General features: G+C 72.3%; 16 protein-coding genes. 5 read left to right on the forward strand and 11 right to left on the reverse strand.

Going from position 1 to position 17,148, the window contains the following annotated elements; all coding sequences use genetic code 11:
• Positions 1 to 111 precede the first annotated feature (111 nt).
• Positions 112 to 1,146, forward strand: a complete 1,035-nt coding sequence (locus WME76_RS28440) for an AAA family ATPase (RefSeq protein WP_437955405.1) — start codon at positions 112 to 114, stop codon at positions 1,144 to 1,146.
• Between the two features lie 26 nt (positions 1,147 to 1,172).
• Here WME76_RS28440 and sixA read toward each other — a convergent pair whose 3' ends face one another.
• Both sixA and WME76_RS28450 read right to left on the reverse strand, forming a co-directional pair.
• Complete coding sequence (gene sixA / locus WME76_RS28445) at positions 1,173 to 1,694, reverse strand: phosphohistidine phosphatase SixA (RefSeq protein ID WP_061616461.1); 522 nt, start codon at positions 1,692 to 1,694, stop codon at positions 1,173 to 1,175.
• A 77-nt stretch (positions 1,695 to 1,771) separates the two neighbouring features.
• A complete protein-coding gene (locus WME76_RS28450) occupies positions 1,772 to 3,694 on the reverse strand; it encodes a MopE-related protein (protein WP_437955406.1) in 1,923 nt (640 codons plus the stop codon).
• 742 nt (positions 3,695 to 4,436) lie between these two features.
• Here WME76_RS28450 and WME76_RS28455 point away from each other — a divergent pair.
• Positions 4,437 to 4,997, forward strand: coding sequence for an SMI1/KNR4 family protein (locus tag WME76_RS28455; RefSeq protein WP_437955407.1), 561 nt, complete (start codon positions 4,437 to 4,439; stop codon positions 4,995 to 4,997).
• A 64-nt stretch (positions 4,998 to 5,061) separates the two neighbouring features.
• Positions 5,062 to 6,093: an RluA family pseudouridine synthase gene (locus tag WME76_RS28460; protein WP_437955408.1), complete on the forward strand. Its 1,032-nt coding sequence runs from the start codon at positions 5,062 to 5,064 to the stop codon at positions 6,091 to 6,093.
• Here the strand turns inward: WME76_RS28460 and WME76_RS28465 are convergent.
• The 3 genes from WME76_RS28465 to WME76_RS28475 all read right to left on the reverse strand — a co-directional run bounded on the left by WME76_RS28465 (position 6,074) and on the right by WME76_RS28475 (position 8,644).
• A complete protein-coding gene (locus WME76_RS28465) occupies positions 6,074 to 6,337 on the reverse strand; it encodes a hypothetical protein (protein WP_012238561.1) in 264 nt (87 codons plus the stop codon). The two genes, WME76_RS28460 and WME76_RS28465, sit on opposite strands and share 20 nt — an antisense overlap.
• 88 nt (positions 6,338 to 6,425) lie before the next feature.
• Complete coding sequence (locus WME76_RS28470) at positions 6,426 to 7,988, reverse strand: hypothetical protein (protein WP_437955409.1); 1,563 nt, start codon at positions 7,986 to 7,988, stop codon at positions 6,426 to 6,428.
• Positions 7,985 to 8,644, reverse strand: coding sequence for a Maf family protein (locus WME76_RS28475; protein ID WP_437955410.1), 660 nt, complete (start codon positions 8,642 to 8,644; stop codon positions 7,985 to 7,987). The genes WME76_RS28470 and WME76_RS28475 overlap by 4 nt, the downstream gene beginning before the upstream one ends.
• A gap of 167 nt (positions 8,645 to 8,811) precedes the next feature.
• Here WME76_RS28475 and WME76_RS28480 point away from each other — a divergent pair, with 167 nt between their 5' ends.
• Both WME76_RS28480 and WME76_RS28485 read left to right on the forward strand, forming a co-directional pair.
• Complete coding sequence (locus WME76_RS28480; protein WP_437955411.1) at positions 8,812 to 10,833, forward strand: OmpA family protein; 2,022 nt, start codon at positions 8,812 to 8,814, stop codon at positions 10,831 to 10,833.
• Positions 10,830 to 11,735 (forward strand): PPC domain-containing DNA-binding protein, encoded by a 906-nt coding sequence (locus WME76_RS28485; protein ID WP_437955412.1) that lies wholly within the window; start codon positions 10,830 to 10,832, stop codon positions 11,733 to 11,735. The genes WME76_RS28480 and WME76_RS28485 overlap by 4 nt, the downstream gene beginning before the upstream one ends.
• Before the next feature lie 48 nt (positions 11,736 to 11,783).
• Here the strand turns inward: WME76_RS28485 and WME76_RS28490 are convergent, their stop codons facing one another.
• The 6 genes from WME76_RS28490 to WME76_RS28515 all read right to left on the reverse strand — a co-directional run bounded on the left by WME76_RS28490 (position 11,784) and on the right by WME76_RS28515 (position 17,139).
• Entirely contained in the window at positions 11,784 to 12,347 is a 564-nt protein-coding gene (locus tag WME76_RS28490) for a polysaccharide biosynthesis/export family protein (RefSeq protein WP_437955413.1), read from the reverse strand.
• Between the two features lie 29 nt (positions 12,348 to 12,376).
• The gene (locus WME76_RS28495) at positions 12,377 to 13,711 is read right to left on the reverse strand and encodes a hypothetical protein (RefSeq protein ID WP_437955414.1); all 1,335 of its coding nucleotides are present in this window, start codon (positions 13,709 to 13,711) and stop codon (positions 12,377 to 12,379) included.
• A 95-nt stretch (positions 13,712 to 13,806) separates the two neighbouring features.
• Positions 13,807 to 14,382: a hypothetical protein gene (locus WME76_RS28500; protein WP_061619254.1), complete on the reverse strand. Its 576-nt coding sequence runs from the start codon at positions 14,380 to 14,382 to the stop codon at positions 13,807 to 13,809.
• Between the two features lie 208 nt (positions 14,383 to 14,590).
• The gene (locus tag WME76_RS28505) at positions 14,591 to 15,973 is read right to left on the reverse strand and encodes an AgmX/PglI C-terminal domain-containing protein (protein WP_437955415.1); all 1,383 of its coding nucleotides are present in this window, start codon (positions 15,971 to 15,973) and stop codon (positions 14,591 to 14,593) included.
• Between the two features lie 257 nt (positions 15,974 to 16,230).
• Complete coding sequence (locus WME76_RS28510; protein WP_437955416.1) at positions 16,231 to 16,812, reverse strand: hypothetical protein; 582 nt, start codon at positions 16,810 to 16,812, stop codon at positions 16,231 to 16,233.
• Positions 16,813 to 16,890: 78 nt separating this feature from the next.
• On the reverse strand, positions 16,891 to 17,139 hold the full coding sequence (locus WME76_RS28515) for a hypothetical protein (RefSeq protein ID WP_437955417.1): 249 nt from the start codon (positions 17,137 to 17,139) through the stop codon (positions 16,891 to 16,893).
• Positions 17,140 to 17,148 lie beyond the last annotated feature (9 nt).

The following is a 17,148-nucleotide window of genomic DNA, read 5'->3' on the forward strand; positions in this document are numbered from 1 at the left end:
GGCGCACCTGTCCGAGCAAACCTCCACGGGAGCCGGACCTCCGCCGCCATGAGGACGGGCGGCGCCCGGTCCTTGTCGGCATCGCAGCCTCAGGGTACGAGCCCTGCCCCCATGAGCGATCCCGAGCACAGGAATGACGTCGCGATGACCGCCGACGAGGAGTCGAGCTCCCTGTCGGACGCCGCGCTCCTCGAGCGCACCGCGGATGGGGCCAGGCGGCTCCGCGCGGCGATCGCCGAAGCGGTGGTCGGGCAGGACGACGTCGTCGAGGCCATGCTGATCACGCTCGCCGCGCGCGGTCACGCGCTGCTCGTCGGCGTCCCAGGGCTCGCCAAGACGCTGCTCGTGGCGTCGCTCGCGAGAGCGCTCGACCTCAGCTTCGGGCGCGTCCAGTTCACGCCGGATCTGCTGCCCGCCGACATCACGGGGACCGACGTGCTGCACGAGCAGCACGGCTCCCGGAGCCTGCGCTTCCAGCCCGGACCCATCTTCCACAACCTCGTCCTCGCGGACGAGGTGAACCGGACGCCGCCGAAGACGCAGGCCGCGCTGCTCGAGGCGATGCAGGAGCGCAAGGTGACCGTCGGGACCACCACGCACGCCCTCCCCGACCCCTTCCAGGTCTTCGCGACCCGAAACCCGATCGAGCAGGAAGGGACGTACCCGCTGCCGGAGGCGCAGCTCGATCGGTTCCTGCTCGAGATTCACGTCACGTACCCGAGCGAGGCCGAGGAGCGCGAGGTGGCGCGGCGGACGACCTCGGGGAGGCCGCCGGCGATCACGGCGGTGCTCAAGGCGAGCGAGGTGCGGGCCATCGGCCGCCTCGTCCCGAGGATCCCGGTGACCGACGAGGCCGTGGACCTCGCCGTGCGCCTCACCAGGGCGACGCGGCCGGGAACGGAGCGCGCGGCGCAGGAGGTCCGAGACTACGTGCGCTACGGCGCCGGGCCGCGCGGGAGCCAGGCGCTCGTGATCGCGGCCAAGGCGCGCGCGGCGCTCCGCGGCGAGGCCGCTGCAGACGTGGATGACGTGAGGGCGCTGCTGATCCCGGCGCTGCGGCACCGGATCGTGCTCTCGTACCGCGCCGAGGCGGACGGCGTCCGCGACGTCGACGTGCTGAGCGCCGTGGAGCGATCGGTGCGCTGAGCGCGGCGCCCGGACGCGGGCGCCGTCTACCGGGACCGAGGCGCCTGTTGCTGCGCTTCCTTCACCGGGTTGACCGCCTTCATGGCCTTCAGATCCAGGGCGAAGCGCACGACCCCGGGCCCGCGCCCGTCCCAGCTCACCGCGACGACGCCGCTCTTCTTCAGGCCTGTCCAGCCGATGTCGCCGACCAGCGACGTCACCAGCGCCGACAAGGAGGGCTCGTGCCCCACGAGCGCCAGCGGCTGCGCGCCCTGATGCTGCGCCAGCAAGCGAAGGATCTCGGCGGTGTCGCGTGAAGGAGAGAGCTCCGCGACCACCGAGACCTCATCCGTCAGCTCGGCGGCCTCGGCGATGATCTCCGCGGTCTGCACGGAGCGCACGAGTGGGCTCGTCCAGATCACCGCAGGACAGCGGTCCTTCTGCTTCGCGAGCCACTTCGCGACGCGCCGGGTGACCTTGCGGCCCTTGCCCGTCAACCAGCGACCGGCGTCGCCGAGGTCGGGCGCGTCGTCCACGGCCTGTCCGTGGCGAATGATGAGGATCTCCATGGCGTGACCTTAGCCCGGGTGACCGCTGGCGGGGGAGCGCCGCGCGCCGCAGGACGGGAGCGCCGACCTGCGGCGCGTCAGAACTCGCACTGGTTCGTCGCGGCGTTGCAGTGCGACCCCGGCGCGACGAAGGGACAGACGCTCCCGAAGAAGGCGCTGCACGGAATGCCGCACGTGGACGACGTGTGCGTGTAGCAGATCTGCCCCTCGTCGCAATCCGCGTCGGAGGCGCATCGGCAGTTGAAATCGTCAGGGATCCCGTTGCCGTTTTCATCAAAGCCGTCGCAGCACTCCGTCACGTAGAAGTCGCTTGCGCTGCAGTCCTCGTCGGCGCAGTCGAGCGTGCCGTCGCAGTCGTTGTCGATCCCGTCCGTGCACGCCGCGGTCCCGAACTCGGGGCCCGGCGCGGCGCCGCGCGCGCAGTTGCGGCACGGACCGAAGGTGGCGCAGCCGGGATCGGCGCAGTCGACGTAGCGGTCGCCGTCGTTGTCGATGTCGTCGTCGCAGACCTCGCTCGGGTTCGGGACGATCTCGACGTTGAGCGTGAAGGGACCCTGGTTCGCCCCGCTCGCGGGATCGATCGTATAGCCGTCGAGGAAGACGAAGTACGTGCCCGGGTACAGGATGCTGAACTCGAGCCGGGACGACCACGACTCGCCGCCGCTGTCGTCGTCGCACCCGATCTCGCGGCCGGAGTTGCAGACGCCGGTGCGCACGTAGAGCACGGAGTCGAAGCTCGATCCGCGGGAGTCGAGGTGCACGCGAGACGGCGCGGTGAGCACGAAGTAGAAGACCGCCTCGCCGGCGTCGCCGCCGCACGCGCCCCGGGTCTCGCTCACGTGGCCGGTGGTGTCGCCCGTGTAGGTGCCGGTCCCGGGGAGGAGCTTCGGCGACAGGCAGTTCGCCTGCGCGAGCACGCAGAGCGGGTTGCTCGCGCAGTCGGGATCCCTGCAGTCGACCAGGGCGTCATGGTCGTCGTCGAGGCGGTTGTTGCACTGCTCCGGCGTCGGCTCGCAGCTCGGCGCGAAGATGCACGCGCTGTCCGCGCAGTCGACGCGCTCGTCGCAGTTGTTGTCGAGGCCGTCGTCGCAGACCTCGGGCACGCACACGTCGCAGGACGGCGCGGAGATGCACTGGGGATCCGCGCAGTCGACGCGCCCGTCGCAGTCGTTGTCGAAGCCGTCGTCGCACTTCTCCGGCGAGCCGGGCGGCGCGCACGCGCAGGGGAAGAAGCCGCGGCAGTCCGGGTCGCCGCAGTCGACCAGGAGATCGCAGTCATCGTCCGCGCGGTTATCGCAGGCCTCCACCTGGGAGCTGCAGGTGCACTGCGGGTCGGCGCGGCAGTCGACGTCCTCGCAGTCGAAGGCGCCGTCGCAGTCGTCGTCGAAGCCGTCGCCGCAGCTGCCGGTCTCGGAGGCGGAGCAGCCGCAGGCCGCGGTCCCCGCGCACTCCGCGTCGAAGCAGTCGACGATGGTGTCGCAGTCGTCGTCGACGCCGTTCTGGCAGTCCTCGCCGCCGGGCCTCGGGCTGCAGCCGCAGGTCTCCGCCGTGGCGCACGCAGGGTCGAAGCAGTCGGCGACGCCGTTGCAGTCGTTGTCCGCCGCGTCCGTGCAACGCTCAGGCATGCCCGGGAAGACGGCCGGATTGAGGTCGTTGCAGTCGATCCCGCCGCACACCAGCGGACGAAGGCCGTCGCCGTCGTCGTCGCGGGGGGCGTGCTCGCAGCGCCCGCCATCGCAGACGTCGCTCGTGCACGCGTCTCCGTCGTCGCAATCCGCAGGACCGCGGCACGCCTCGAAGCCGCCGGCGCCGCCGATGCCGCTGCCGCCGATGCCGCTGCCGCCGATGCCGCTGCCGCTGCCGCCGATGCCGCTGCCGCCGATGCCGCTGCCTCCCCCGGCGCCCGCGTCAGAGAGCGCGAGGAGGCTCGTCCGACCACACGCCCCCGCCGACCCGCCGAGGGCCGCGCACGCCGCCAGCGCGAAGAAGATCCGTCGCATCCCTGGGGACCGCGGGCGCGCTGCCCCGACCCATGCTGAAGAGCCCGGCTTCATCTCTCACCCTCTCGCACCGGCCGCATGGCCACGCGTCGGTCCACTGTACACACCCGGCTTTCCAGGGAAGCAAGTTTTGAGCCCTTGACGCGGCGGCGTCTTGCTCGACCCCGCTGGACTGAATCGAGCGCTGCCGCGGGGGCGCGAAGGCGCCGGGCAAGCGGGCGGCGCAGCATCAATCCGGTCGGGCCGCGCCTTGATTGGTTGCAGGTCGGCGCTTGGGCGTGTAACGAGGCTCGGTGGTCGCGCAGCTCCAGATAGAGTACGAGCGGCCGCCTCCCGGTTTACAGCGCGGCCGTTACCCTGCGCCACAATGGGTCATCCTGGCGGTCGGCGCCGCCGTGGTGCTCGGCGCCCTCGCTTTCCTGATCTGGCGGGCGCGGCGCGCCCTCAGCGTGCGGACGCGAAGCGGGCCGCGATCTTCGGGGCGCCGGTGATGTGGCGCAGCCCGGGCGGAGGATCCTCGACCCTCGGTGCGATCGCGGGTTGACACCGAGCGGACGGGACCGGTAGGCACCATAGAGGGACGCGCTCCCGGTCGGCTGATGTAGAGTGCCGCCCGAGCGCGCGACAACCGGGGCCCGAATGCGGCCCCAGTGAGGCCCATCCGGGCCCTGAAGAGCGCCGCGCAACTGCGGCCCGTGGATACATGGCACCGATCGAACGTGGCGTTGAACTTGTGCAGCGCGTGATCGCGCATCTGAAGAAGCGCCCTTCCAGCCATGCCGCCGTGGGAGCGAGCCCGGCGGCGCTCGATGCGCTCGAGTCGAAGCTGATGGTCGAGCTGCCGCCCACGCTGCGGGCGTTTCTGGAGTTCGATTTCACGCTCGATAGCCTGGGCCCGCGGTTCAAGGGGCGGCATCGCTTCGGGCGCGATCCTTCGGCGCCTCGACCGAAGCTCACCTCGGTCCGCAAGCTCGCCGAAGCGAAGACCGACCTCGGCTGGACCGAGTCGCGGCTCCGGGGCAAGGTCGTGCGGCTGCCCAACCTCCCCGGTAAGCCGTGGAACGCCCTCTACCTCGGCGAGGCCAGGCGAGACGGCGAGCTCGTCATCCTCGGCCTCGACAACGAGGACACGAACGTCCGGGTCTTCCCGCGCTACACCGCGTTCGACCTGTACCTCGTCGAGCAGTGCGGCCTCGCCAGGCTGTCCGAAGCGCAGCGCCTCGAGGATCTCGAGTCGCACGTCGCGCTCAACCCCGAGCTCGGGACCGCCGAAGAGGACGACGAGGGCGACACGGAGTATTGATCGAGCGCAGCGACGCCCGCGCGCTGGCGCCGCTCGGCTGCGGACGAGGGTCGTGACGAACGCGATGGCTGCCGGTGCGGAATCGCTCCACTTCCAGGTGGGCGACGGCGACCCCCGCGACCGGCTCGACAAGCTGGTCGTCCTCCTGCTCGAGCGCGCCGGCCGCGCGACCTCGCGCGCGGCGGTGCAACGGTGGATCGGCGCCGGTCGGGTCCTCGTCGACGGGGAGCCCGCGCGCGCGTCGGTGGCCGTGCGATCGGGCGCCCTCCTGGAGATCCGGCCGGAACAGCCGCCTCCGTCATCCACCGCCGCCGAGCCCGACGTCGTCATCCCGGTGGTGTACGAGGACGAGCACCTGCTCGTGATCGACAAACCCGCGGGGCTCGTCGTGCACCCGGCGCGCGGGCACGAGTCGGGCACGCTGGTCAACGGGCTGCTCGCCCTGCCCGGGTTCGCCCTGGCGCCGGCCGACCCGCGCGATCCGATGGGCCATGTGCGCCCCGGGATCGTGCACAGGCTCGATCGAGGTACGAGCGGCCTGCTCGTCGTCGCCAAGGACGAGGCCACCCGCGAGGCGCTGAAGCAGCGGTTCGCGAGCCACGCGATCGAGCGCGAGTACGCCGCGATCGTGGCGGGCGAGGCGCGAGACGCCACGTACGACACGCTGCACGCCCGCCACCCGACCGACAGGCTCCGCTTCACGTCGTGGGTCCGCGGCGGCGCCGGCGCTCCCGGCACGCACGCCGCGGCGCCGCGCCGCGCGGTGACGCACGTCCGCGTGCTCGAGAGGCTCGGCGACGCGGCGACCGTCGTCGCGTGCTCGCTCGAGACAGGGCGCACCCACCAGATCCGGGTGCACCTGGCCGAGCGCGGCAGGACGCCGGTCCTCGGAGATCCCCTCTACGGCAAGCCGCCGAACAAGCCGGCGGTGCGGGCGATCGCCGAGGAGCTCGGGCGGCAGGCCCTGCACGCGCGCGTGCTCGGGTTCATCCACCCCGCCACGCAGAAGCCGATGCGCTGGGAGAGCGCGCTGCCGGCGGACATGCGCAGGGCGCTCGACCAGCTCCGGGGGCTCGCTACCAGATCTTCGATTTGATGTGGCCCTTGGACTTGATGAGGATGTCCACGAGGGCGCGGTCGTAGAAATTCTTCTGGTAGAGGTCCGGCGAGACGCGGCTCTTGTACAGGGCGCGCCCCTCCTCGATCTCCTCGGACAGGACCGTGAAGAGGTCATCCTGCTGGATGCCCTGCACGATCTTCTCCTCGTTGTAGAGCGAGAGATCGCTTGCGATGGCGCGCGCGAGGCGGCGCGCCGCCTCTTCCGTTTCAATCAAGGGCATCCGTCTCTCCTCCAGGGTTCGTCGCCAGCCGGGGGCACGCGCTCCCGAGCCGAGGGGCGCCTAGGATGCAGCAGCGCAGGCGGCGCTGTCAAAGTAGCTCGTCGTCTGACCCGCGCGGGGGCGCGGAGACCGCCTCGATCGCCTCGCCCGGGGCGCCGCCCGTCGCGCGCGGCGCCCCGGGCCGGGGCAGCTCGGAGCCCTGCCGCGCCGCGGCGAGGGCGGCGAGCCCCGTGAGGAGCGGGAAGGCGACCAGCGCGTAGCGCCCCGCGCCGAAGAACACGGCGTGCGTCGCCGCGGTCGCGGCGAGGACGGCGATCGCGGCGCCTGCGAGCACCGGCCCCCGGAGGAGCGCGCGCCCCTGGAGCAGCGCGAGGCCGAGGAGGGCCATGTAGCCCACCCACGCATGAACGTGCAGCGCGGCGACGATCCCCAGCGCGAGCAGCGCGAGCCGAGCCAGCCCGAGCGCGCGCTGAGCGGGCGAGGGACCGCGAGCGCGGCCATGCAGGGCGCCGGGCGCTCGCGCGGGACTGAGCGCCGCCCAGGCGAGGGCGAGCAGGAGGACGGCGCGCTCGAAGACGGCCTCGACCGCGCCGAGCGCGATCTTGTCGGCCTCGTCGAAGGCCGCCGGGTTCGCGTCGTGCAGGTACCACCCGGCCGCGCCGCAGTAGTCGAACGTCGCCGCGAGCTTCCAGGGCACGAGCCCGAGCCACGCGCCGGGGTGCTCCGCGATGTAGCGGCGCGCCTCGCGGCCGAAGCAGGCGTCCTTGCCGGCCTCGTCGAAGACCTCGCGGCACGCCTCGGGCACCTGGATGGGCGCCCAGGCGCCGGTGGAGGCCGGGTCCGCGCCGATGAGGAGGTTCCAGCCGCCGTTCACGCTGACCAGCGCGCACTGGTTCATCCGCGCGCAGTTGCGCGCCGTCCAGGGCGCGCACACGAGGAGCGCGACGATGACCGTGAGCAGGACGGGCGCCGCGCGTCGCGCTGCCCGCGCGGCGAAGGATGCAGCAGGGCGGGGGGTGCCGCCGGGCGCGGTCCCCGACAGGGCGAGGCCGGCGAACACGGGCGCGAGCAGGAGCACCTGCGGGCGGACGAGGGTGGCGGCGCCGACGAGCAGCCCGATGACGGCGAACGGGGCCAGCGCGGGGCGGCGATCGCGCGCCCACGCGGACGCCCACGCGGCGCAGGCGACGAGCGAGCCGGTGACGCCCTCGGTCATGAGGGCCGGTGTGTACGCGACGAGCCCGGGGTGGACGGCGACGAGCGCGCCCGCGAGCGCCGGCACGACGCGCGATCGCGGCGCAGCGCGGGACGCCAGGCGGTGGACGGCGAGCGCGGCGAGCGCGCCGAGGACGGCGTTCAGCAGCATCGCGACCGCGGCGTGCGCGCCGAGCAGCGCGTACAGCGCGCCGACCGCGCCCGGATAGCCGACCGGATAGTGCGCGGCGTACGTGACCACGCCGTCCGGCCAGAGCCACGTGTAGCCGAGCCCCGCGGCGATCCGCTCGGCGATGCGGTGGTAGTAGGTGCCGTCGGCGGTGGGCGGGAAGCGCCCGGCCGCCCAGGCCACGACGGCGACACGCGCGGCGAGCGCGAGGGCGAAGATCGCGGCCCCGTCGCGCCGACGCGCGGCGGCCGGTGCGTCCGCGCTCATGACGAGCGCGCGGGCGACAGCGGAAAGCGCGCGAGCAATCCCGTGGCCCGCAGCGCTGCGACGACCTCGCACGCCGGCAGGCCGACGACGTTGGAGTAAGAGCCGTCGATGCGCGCGACGGCGAACGCGCCGATGCCCTGGATCGCGTAGGCGCCGGCCTTGTCGAGCCCCTCGCCGGTCGCCGCGTACGACGCGACCTCGTCGTCGTCGAGCTCGCGGAAGCACACCCGGGACATGACCGTCTCAGCGTGGAGCGCCTCGGCGCGTCCCTGGTCGGCGTTGCAGGCGCGATCGGCCTGACCGCCGTCCGCGATCGCGAACCGCGTCCAGACCTGGTGCTCACGACCCGAGAGGGCGCGGAGCATGGCGCGCGCGTCGGCCTCGTCCCGCGGCTTGCCGAGGATGGCATCGCCGAGGATGACCGAGGTGTCTGCGACGAGGATCGCGCCGGCCCCGACCGCCTGGTCGAGGCGCCGCGCGGCCGCGAGCTTCGCCAGGGCGACCCGCTCCAGGTAGGCCGCGGGCCCTTCATCGGCGCGCCCCGCCTCGTCGACCTCGGCCGCCGCGACGCGGAGAGGCAGGCCGAGCGTGGTCAGGATCTCTCGCCGGCGCGGCGAGCCGGAGCCGAGCAGGAGCGGATGCGAGTCGTCGATCATGATCGTGCGGACGCCGGCGGCGCCAGCCCCGGCCGGGCGTGGTCCTAGCACGGCGCGGGAGCGACCGCGGAACGCGGAGCGCGCCCGAGCCCCGGGCCCCTCCCGGATCGTGCCGAGACGATTGCTGTTTTGACTCTCACCCCGGCAGTAGTAGAGGGTCGGGCGCGATGCGCGCCAACTGGAGGGTGCCGGCACGATCAAGCCTCCCGCTGCTGGTGGCCGCTGGCGTCTCCATGGCGATCTCCCTCCCGGCGATGGCGCGCGCGGACGAGTGCGCGCCGGCGAGCGGGCTGTCGGGCTGCATCGACGCCGACAACCTCTGGCCTCACGCGGGCGCCGGCCCCTTCTTCGCCGTGGGCAGCACGGCGACGGCCCCGAGCGCGAGGGCGTCGTTCGCGGTCGTGGCGAGCTACCTGTCGCGGCCGGTGGGCCTGCGCGTCGCGTCGCCCGACCCCGACGGGACGATCGTCCATCTGCTGGACAACATGCTCGACGCGACCTTCCTGTGGTCGCTCGGGCTCACGGACCGTCTCGAGGTCACGATCGCCGCGCCCGTCACCCTTTACCAGGATGGCTCTGGCTTCTCCGATGTCCTCGGCACCGACACGGAGCTGCAGCGCAGCGTCCTGCGCGACGCGCGCGTGGGCGCCGCGCTCGCGATCGTGCCGCCGCCGCGGAGCGGTCCGCTCGACGGCTTCTCGCTCGCCGCGCGCCTGGAGCTCGGCCTCCCCACCGGCGACGAGACCGTCTTCGCCAGCGCCGGGACCGCGACGTTCGCGCCGAGCGTCGCCGCGGCGTACCAGCTCGGCAAGGTCAGGGTCGCGACCGAGATCGGGGCCCGGCTCCGTGGCTCGAGCGCGCTCGTGAGCACCGAGGTCGGCTCGCAGCTCCTCGGCGCCCTCGGCGTCGCGGTCGACGTGCTGCCGGACCGCTGGCTCACGGCCTCAGCGGAGGCGTTCGCCCTCTACACGCTCGCCGACCGGCCAGCCGGCGGCGCGGCGCTGGTGCCGGCGGAGTGGATCCTCTCGGCCACGAGCGCCCCGCTGCTCGCCGGCGACGTCTCGCTGACCGCGGGCGGCGGGGGATCCATCCCGTTCTCCTCGGAGCCCGCGCTCACCTCGCCGCGCTTCCGTTTCAACCTGGGGCTCCGCTACGCGCCGACGGGGCGCGACGAGGACGCGGACGGGGTCGAGGATCGCGACGACCAGTGCCCGCTCGTGCCCGAGGATCGCGACGGCTTTCAGGACGGCGACGGCTGCCCCGATCCCGACAACGACGGCGACCGGATCCCCGACGCGCGCGACAGGTGCCGGGACGAGGGCGAGACGATCGACGGCTTCCAGGACGGCGACGGCTGCCCCGACGCCGACGACGACGGCGACGGCGTGCCGGACGACGACGACACCTGCCGGAACGCCGCGGAGGATCGCGACGGCTTCCAGGACAGCGACGGCTGCCCCGATCCCGACAACGACGGCGACGGGATCCCCGACGCGCGCGACACGTGCCCGAACGGCGCAGAGGACGCCGACGGCTTCAAGGACGACGACGGCTGCCCCGATCCCGACAACGACATCGATCAGGTCCCCGACAGCAGCGACCGGTGTCCGGGCGAGGCCGAGGATCGCGACGGCTTCCAGGACGACGACGGCTGCCCCGAGCGCGACAACGACGAGGACGGCGTGGCCGACGCGGCGGACGCGTGCCCGACGACCGCCGAGACGATCGACGGGACGAGCGACGCCGACGGCTGCCCTGAGCCGGCCGGCAGGTCCCTGCCGCGGTGGTCCGGCGATCGCGTCGTCCTCGATGGCCTGGCCCGCTTCCCTGCGGGGAGCGCGCGCGTGCCGCCGGCGCTGGCGGCGCAGCTCGGCATGATCGCCCAGCTCCTGCGCGGGCGCATGCCGCTCGACGTCATCATCGTGGAGGCGTATCCCGACCGTCAGGGCGATCAGTCGACGCGCGGGATCGAGCTCGCCGGCGCGCGCGCGAGCGCGGTCAAGGAGCTCCTCGCAAGCGCAGGCATCCCGGCGGACCGGATCACGGCCGCCGCTGGCGACACATCGGCTCAGCGCGCGCCTGGCGCGCCCCAGATCGAGGTGACGGCGACCCGTGCTCGGCGCTCGGAACAGGCCCCCCGTGCGCCGGGCGCAGCCTCCTCGACGACCGGAGAGAAGAAACTGCGATGAACGTTCTCGAGGCACGCCGTGCCCGTCATTTGATCATCCGCCTCGATCGAGGCGAAGAACTCCCCGCCGCGCTGGTGCGCGCCCTCGACGAGGCCGAGGCGCGCGCCGGCTGGATCGAAGGGGTAGGCTCGCTCGAGCAGGCGGAGATCGCGCTGTTCGATCAAGCCTCCCGCGCCTACGCGAAGACGCGCGTCCTCGAGGGTCCCTGCGACGTCGCGGCGCTCTCGGGGAGCATCGCGCTCCAGCAGGGCGAGACGTCGGTCCGCCTGTCGGCCACGCTCACGCGTGAATCCGGCGTCGGTCTCCAGCTCGCCGCCGGCGAGCTCGTGTGGGCGCGGGTCTACGGGCTCGAGCTCCGCGTCACGGTGTTCGACGACCTGCCGCTCGTACGGACCTTCGACGAGCGCACCGGCCTCATGCAGCTCGCAGCCCAGGCGACCACCCTCCCCGCGACCGTGGGCGAGGCTCCCCGCGTGGCGCCTCCGACGCAGGCCGCGGAGCCGGCCCGCGCGGCGCCACAGGCGCCAGCCCCGGAGCTGGTCCGCACCGCGCCGCCGGTTGCAACCCCGGAGCCGCCCCGCGCGGCGCCGCAGGCGCCCGCCCCGGAGCCGCCGCGCGCGGGACCGGCGGCGCCCGCCGCTGAGCCCGCCGGAATACCGCTGCCGCAGCGCCCGATCCGCCGTCGCCAGGAGGAGGAGGCCTATCCGGAAGTGGGCGACAGCGTGACCCACTTCCACTTCGGCGAGTGCACCGTGATCAGCTCGGACGGCGAGCGGATCCGCCTGCGCCAGGAGCGCGACGGCCGCGTGCGCGAGGTCTCGCTGACGATGCTCCGCATCGAGCCCCCCACCGTGGATCCGGCCACCGGCAAGAAGCAGTTCCGCCTCGCGCGGAAGAACTGAGCGCGCCGCGCGCCACCTCGGCGGAGGTGGCGGACGGCGCGGGGCCGCTCAGAAGACGCGCTGGGCGACGTTGATCGAGTCCCCTGCCTGGAGCGGCACATCGGGGATCTTGTTGTCGATGATGTCCTCGACCGAGACCGTGGCGAACACGGTCTTGCCCTGGGACTTCCTGCGGATCGTGACGCGATCCTTGTTCGCGACGCTGTTGAAGCCTCCTGCCATCGAGATGGCGCGGAGCAGCGTCATGCCGGGCTGAAGCGGCAGGGACCCGGGCTTCTGCACCTCGCCGAGCACCTCGACCCGCTTCGAGTTGTACTCCCGGATGCTCACGCTCACGCTGGGATCGGTGAGGACCTGCCCCTCCATGAGCTTGGCCCGCACCAGCTCCGCGACCTCCTGCGGCTCCAGGCCTGCGACCTTGAGCCGCTTCACGTAGGGGAAGTCGACGGTGCCGTCCGGCGCGACGGTGAACGTCGAGGGCAGCTTGTCTTCCCCCACGACGCGGAGCTCGAAGACGTCCCCGACCCCGATGGTCGTCGCCTCCACGGGAGGGGGGAGGTTCACCGGCTCGGGCTGGCGCGATGAGCACGCCGCGATCGCCAGCGCGAGCAAGGCGGCAATCCACGGACGAGAACGCCGCATCACATGAACCAGCGCACGCCCAGGTAGGCCTCGAACTGCTGCCACCCGAGATAGTTCCCCGGGTCAACTCCGCGAGGCGCCACGGCGGTGCTGCTGACGTTGTTGCCGTACCGAAGGGTCGAGTTGATCCCCAGGGAGTCCCCGATCCGGTACTCGCCGAACAGCGAGGCATCGATGCGAACGTCGGTCCACGGATCCACGCGCCCGAGGAGGTTACCCGATTCCTCCGGGATCCCTGGATACACGTGGGCCGCCACGCCGCCGTCGGCGATCAGCAGAAAACGCCCGCCGAAGAAGTAGGTCAGCTTGAGATAACCGCGGTCGCGCTCGTAGTAGCTCCCGAGAAAGCTGTCGTGGAAATCGCGCGTGAAGCCCGCCGACAGCGAGGACAGCGCGAGCGTCGCCGCCTCAGGATCGGTCCCCGGGTTCGGCGTCAGGAACCACTTCAGCTCGAGCTGGCCGATGACGCTGTCGAAGTCGTGGACCACGGCCGTATCGCTCTCCGGCGTGTAGAAGCTCGCGCCCCAGCCGGCCATCGCGAGGAGACCGAACGACGATGTCACGAGACCGTTGATCCCGAGCTGCGCGCGCAGCGGATGCGAGGAATGCTGCGAGCTCGGGTTCGGATAATCGACGAACCCCAGCGACGCGTCGTAGATGAGCGCGGTGCGCGGCAGGAAGCGCCAGCGGCCGCGCGTCCGGACCACATGCTGCAAGTTCGTCAGCCCCTCGAACTCGTCGACCTCGAAGAACGTGCCCAGGAAGCGGTAACCGAGCCGCCAGTCGAACAGCCCCCCTCCCGGCGTCCATACCAGCTCTGCTCCCGCGTCGGCATGGATGCGCCGGAAGCTCTGGTTGGAGAGCCCCATGTCGGAGGACGCGATGGTCCGGCCGAGCGACGCGTCGAGGATCGCGGACCACGGGCGGCGGGGCAGGATCGTCAGGCTGGCGTCGAGCAGGCCGCCGACGTTCCGCTGATCGCTCAGCCGTTCCTGCCCCGTCTCGGTGCCGGAGACCGGGAAGAACTCGTCGTACGTCGCGGAGATGCCGCCGCGGAACTCGACGTCCGGCGGCGGCGCGTCGGGCGTCACCTCCAGGCGCTGCTGGCTCAGCGTCGAGAGCGAGAAAGACGGCGTGATCCGGAGCCGCAACGAGCCCACCGGACCGATGTCATCCTCGCCGGCGCTGTCCTTTTCGGCCCTGCGGAAGAAGTTGGAATCATAGCCGAACTCCGCCGCGATCCCCGGGTGCAGCTCGAGGTCGCCGGCCCGGATGCCGATGCCCTCTGTATAGCGGCGATCTTTGAGCCAGGGCTGGTCTTGCGCCAGGGCCAACGCCGGGGAAAGGGTGAGTGTGATTACGGCAGCGGCTATGGTTTCACGAAGTTTCATCGCCTATTGGGCAGTGGCAATCCGAGAGAGGCGGTCGCCTACCGAAAACAGCTACTGCACGCAGGCGGCTCGATGATGATCTGGCTGACGGGATACTCGGAAGGATCGTCCTTGGGAAGGTTCGGATCGATCGTCGCCGTGACGGCGCTGTCGCCGATGAATCCCGCTTCCTGGCCGATGCACTGGTTCGCCTCGGCCGTCAACTGCTCGGAGCGCTGCCGCAGCACCGTCAGGATCGTGAACTCATGGTTGGAGAGGTCGGCATCACGCCGGTTCACCGCGAGCTCCAACCCCTGCCGCCGCTCGCGGGCGGAGCGGATGGCGACGTCGATCTGATTCAGCTTGTCGTTGAGGCATAGCGTCTTCACGACGTCACGCTGCGACCGGGCCGTCTCGAGCTGGCGACGCACCGACGTGCGGGCCCCGTCCATCCGGGCGAGGAAGGTCTCGCTCTGGGCGAGCTGCTCCGCCGGGGAAAGGGTGACCTGCCGCGCAAGTCCCGCGGACGCGTCCGGCGGCGGCGCCGTCTGCGCCTGTGCAGCAGCGATGCCGTGGCCGATGACGACCGAGATCAGCGCTACTGCTGCAAAGCCGGGGATCTGTTCGCGCTTCATCGAAGCCTCCGAAAGTCAGGCCCGCGGATTATAAGTGCGGGCAGACGTAATTGTCAAAACGCAATGAGCGTGCCGAGAGGCCGTAACTCGCCGTCAGGTGGACCCGTACGACGTTCTTCCCCATTGGATGCGCGACGTCGGCGCGCCATTCAACTTCGGGCGAGGAGACGGGATTGCGCTTTGTCCAAGGATTCAGGCGCGATCGGGGCTATTGGCTCACGAACGTGACAGGGATCACGACGGTCGCACCGCCGCCCTCGGGCGGCGCGAACTGCGCGCTCTGGACGCGCGCGACCACACAGGAGATCACCGTCCCGGAGAGGCCGGAGCCCCCCGACGGGGTGGCTGACATCACCTCGCCGTTCGGGCCGATCTTCGCCGTGATCCTCACCGAGCCCTTCATGCCCGGGTCCTCCTGGAGCCCCTTGTTGTAGCAACGACGGAATCCTGCGGTCATTCCGGCGACGACGGAGGGCGCATTGGAGACGCTCCCGCCGGAGACCGCGGCGCCGCCGACCTGCGCGTTGCCCACCGGCCCCTTGACCGTCTGCGCCGAGCCGGCGGTCGCAGGACCACTGGTCCCCGTGTTGCCGATGCTCGCGAGCCCGCCGCCGCCGGCCGCGCCAGGGCGCACCGTGCCCCCGCCGGCGCCGCCCATGTTCAGCCCGGCGACCCCGCCCTTTCCGACGCCGGACCCGGAGGCGGCCGCGTTCTCGAGGAGGCCGGTCGGCACGTCGCCCGAGCTCAGGACGCTGGAGGTCGCGTTCCCGCTCGAGTTGAGCGCGCCCAGCATCTGCATGTCGAGCTGCGCGAGCTCGTTGGTGAGCGCCGATGCGCGGGCGTCGCTCATCCCGCCGGAGCCCTTCGCCGGGCCGGCAGCCGCGCCCTTGTTCCCGCCGCCGCTCGCCGCCTTCGGCGCCTCCGCGGCGGGCGCCGCAGTCGCGGCAGGCGCGTCGGCGTTGTCCTTCGGCTGCTCGATCACCGGCGGAGGGGGGAGCTGCTTCACGGACTCGAGGAGCTGCGCGACGTCGACCTCATCGTCGACCACCGGGTCCATCCAGTCGGAGTAGATCGAGCCCACGGCGCCGAAGTGGAACAGGAACGAGAACGCCGCGATGATCGTGGTCGTCCAGTCGATGTCGCTCGCGATCCCCGTCCTCACCGAGACGGGTAGCTGCGGCTTGGGCTGCGCCGGCGGCGGCGCGACGAACTGGAAGAGGAACGTCGTCTCGCCGACGACGATCTTGCCGCGCGCCTCCTCGCTGAGCTGGATCTGGTAAGCCTGCGCGTTGCCCGCCGGCGCGCGCTTGGCGGAGCCCTTGAGCGCAGAGAGCTCCGAGACGCCGGACTTGAAGGCGACCCGGCCGGTCATCCCGTCGAGAAAATTGAGGAAGTACTCGCCCCCCACGAGCTCGAACAGCCGAAAGCTCGGCGGGATGCTCTTGCTCGGGATGACGAACATGCTCTTTTCACTGGGGCCGATGGTGACGTGGGTGCGCTGCTTGATGACGCGCTCCTCGATCACCTTCCCTCCCTGAACCAGGCCGATCCTGAGGACCTTCGGGCCGGTCACCGGTGCGACCGCCCGCATGACCGCGGTCATCTGCCCGGGTTGCCCGGGGCGCGACGGGGTGGGGAGCGGGTGCTGCTGGGTCATTCCAAGGGACTCCGGGCGAGAGGGGACGAAGCAGGGATCGACGCCGCGCGCGCCCGGCGGCCGGAGCCGCGCTCCGGGGCCCGCCAGGCCCCGGGCCTCGGACCGCGGGAGAAGCGCTGCGCGGCGAAGGACACCACAGCCAGCGAGGGTACACGCACGCGCACGGGCGGTCCAGGAGAGCGAGCCCGCGCTCAGCGGGACGCGCGGCGCGGACGCCGCGATGGTGCGGGAGGTTTCCTGACGGCTCCGTCGAGCGGTCCCAGGACGACGTCGACGAGCGCGTCGATCGCCTCGCGCTTGCGCGCGGCGGCGGCGCGGCCCGCGCGCCCCGCCGCCGCGGAGGCGATCGCGCCGGCGGCGCCCGCGCCGAGCACGAAGACGATGACGGACGGGCCGACCTGCGCGAGGTAGGAGAGCGTGGCGAGGAGCAGCGCGACGAGCGCCGACAGGCGCGCCGCCGCGCGCGGCCAACCCGCGGCGACGTCGAGCCGCTGCTCGATCTCGACGAGGAGATCGTTCGCCGTCGCGACCCTCGCGCGCGGGCCGGCGGCGGACAGGAGCTCGTCGGCGAGCCGGCGCTCCCAGCTCCCGGGCGGCGATCGGCGCGCCAGCTCGGCCAGCCGCGCGTCGACGGGGAGCGCGCGGAGCGAGCGCGCGAGCGCCGTCAGGTCTGCGCCCGTCGCGGCCGCGACCTGCGCCGGGTGGCGCCACGAGACGGCGGCGCAGGCGCCGCTCGCCGCGATCGACAGCGCGATGAAGAGCACGGCGGACACGGCGGCAGGTCGGGCGCGCGCGGGGATCTCGGGGTGAGGCGGGAGCCGGAGATCGGGCAGGATCTCCGGCGCGCGGCGCTAGAACGGCTCCTTGAAGATCGCCTGCTCGATGCGGTCGAGGAACGGCTGGCGCAGCTCGGCGAGCGTGAGCTTCGGCTGGATCCGGCTCACGTCGACGGCCGCGATCGGCTTCTGGATGCGGCCGGTGATCGTGACCTCCGCGAGCGTGATGACCCCGCGCTGCTTGCCCTTCTCCTGCGCGTCCGCGCGCTCGACATGGCAGAGGGTCGCGAGCAGGACCGAACCCAGCGCAAGTGCCTTGTACATGCTCATGGT

The sequence above is a fragment of the Sorangium sp. So ce119 genome (assembly GCF_051524405.1).
Taxonomy (GTDB): domain Bacteria; phylum Myxococcota_A; class Polyangia; order Polyangiales; family Polyangiaceae; genus Sorangium; species Sorangium cellulosum_G.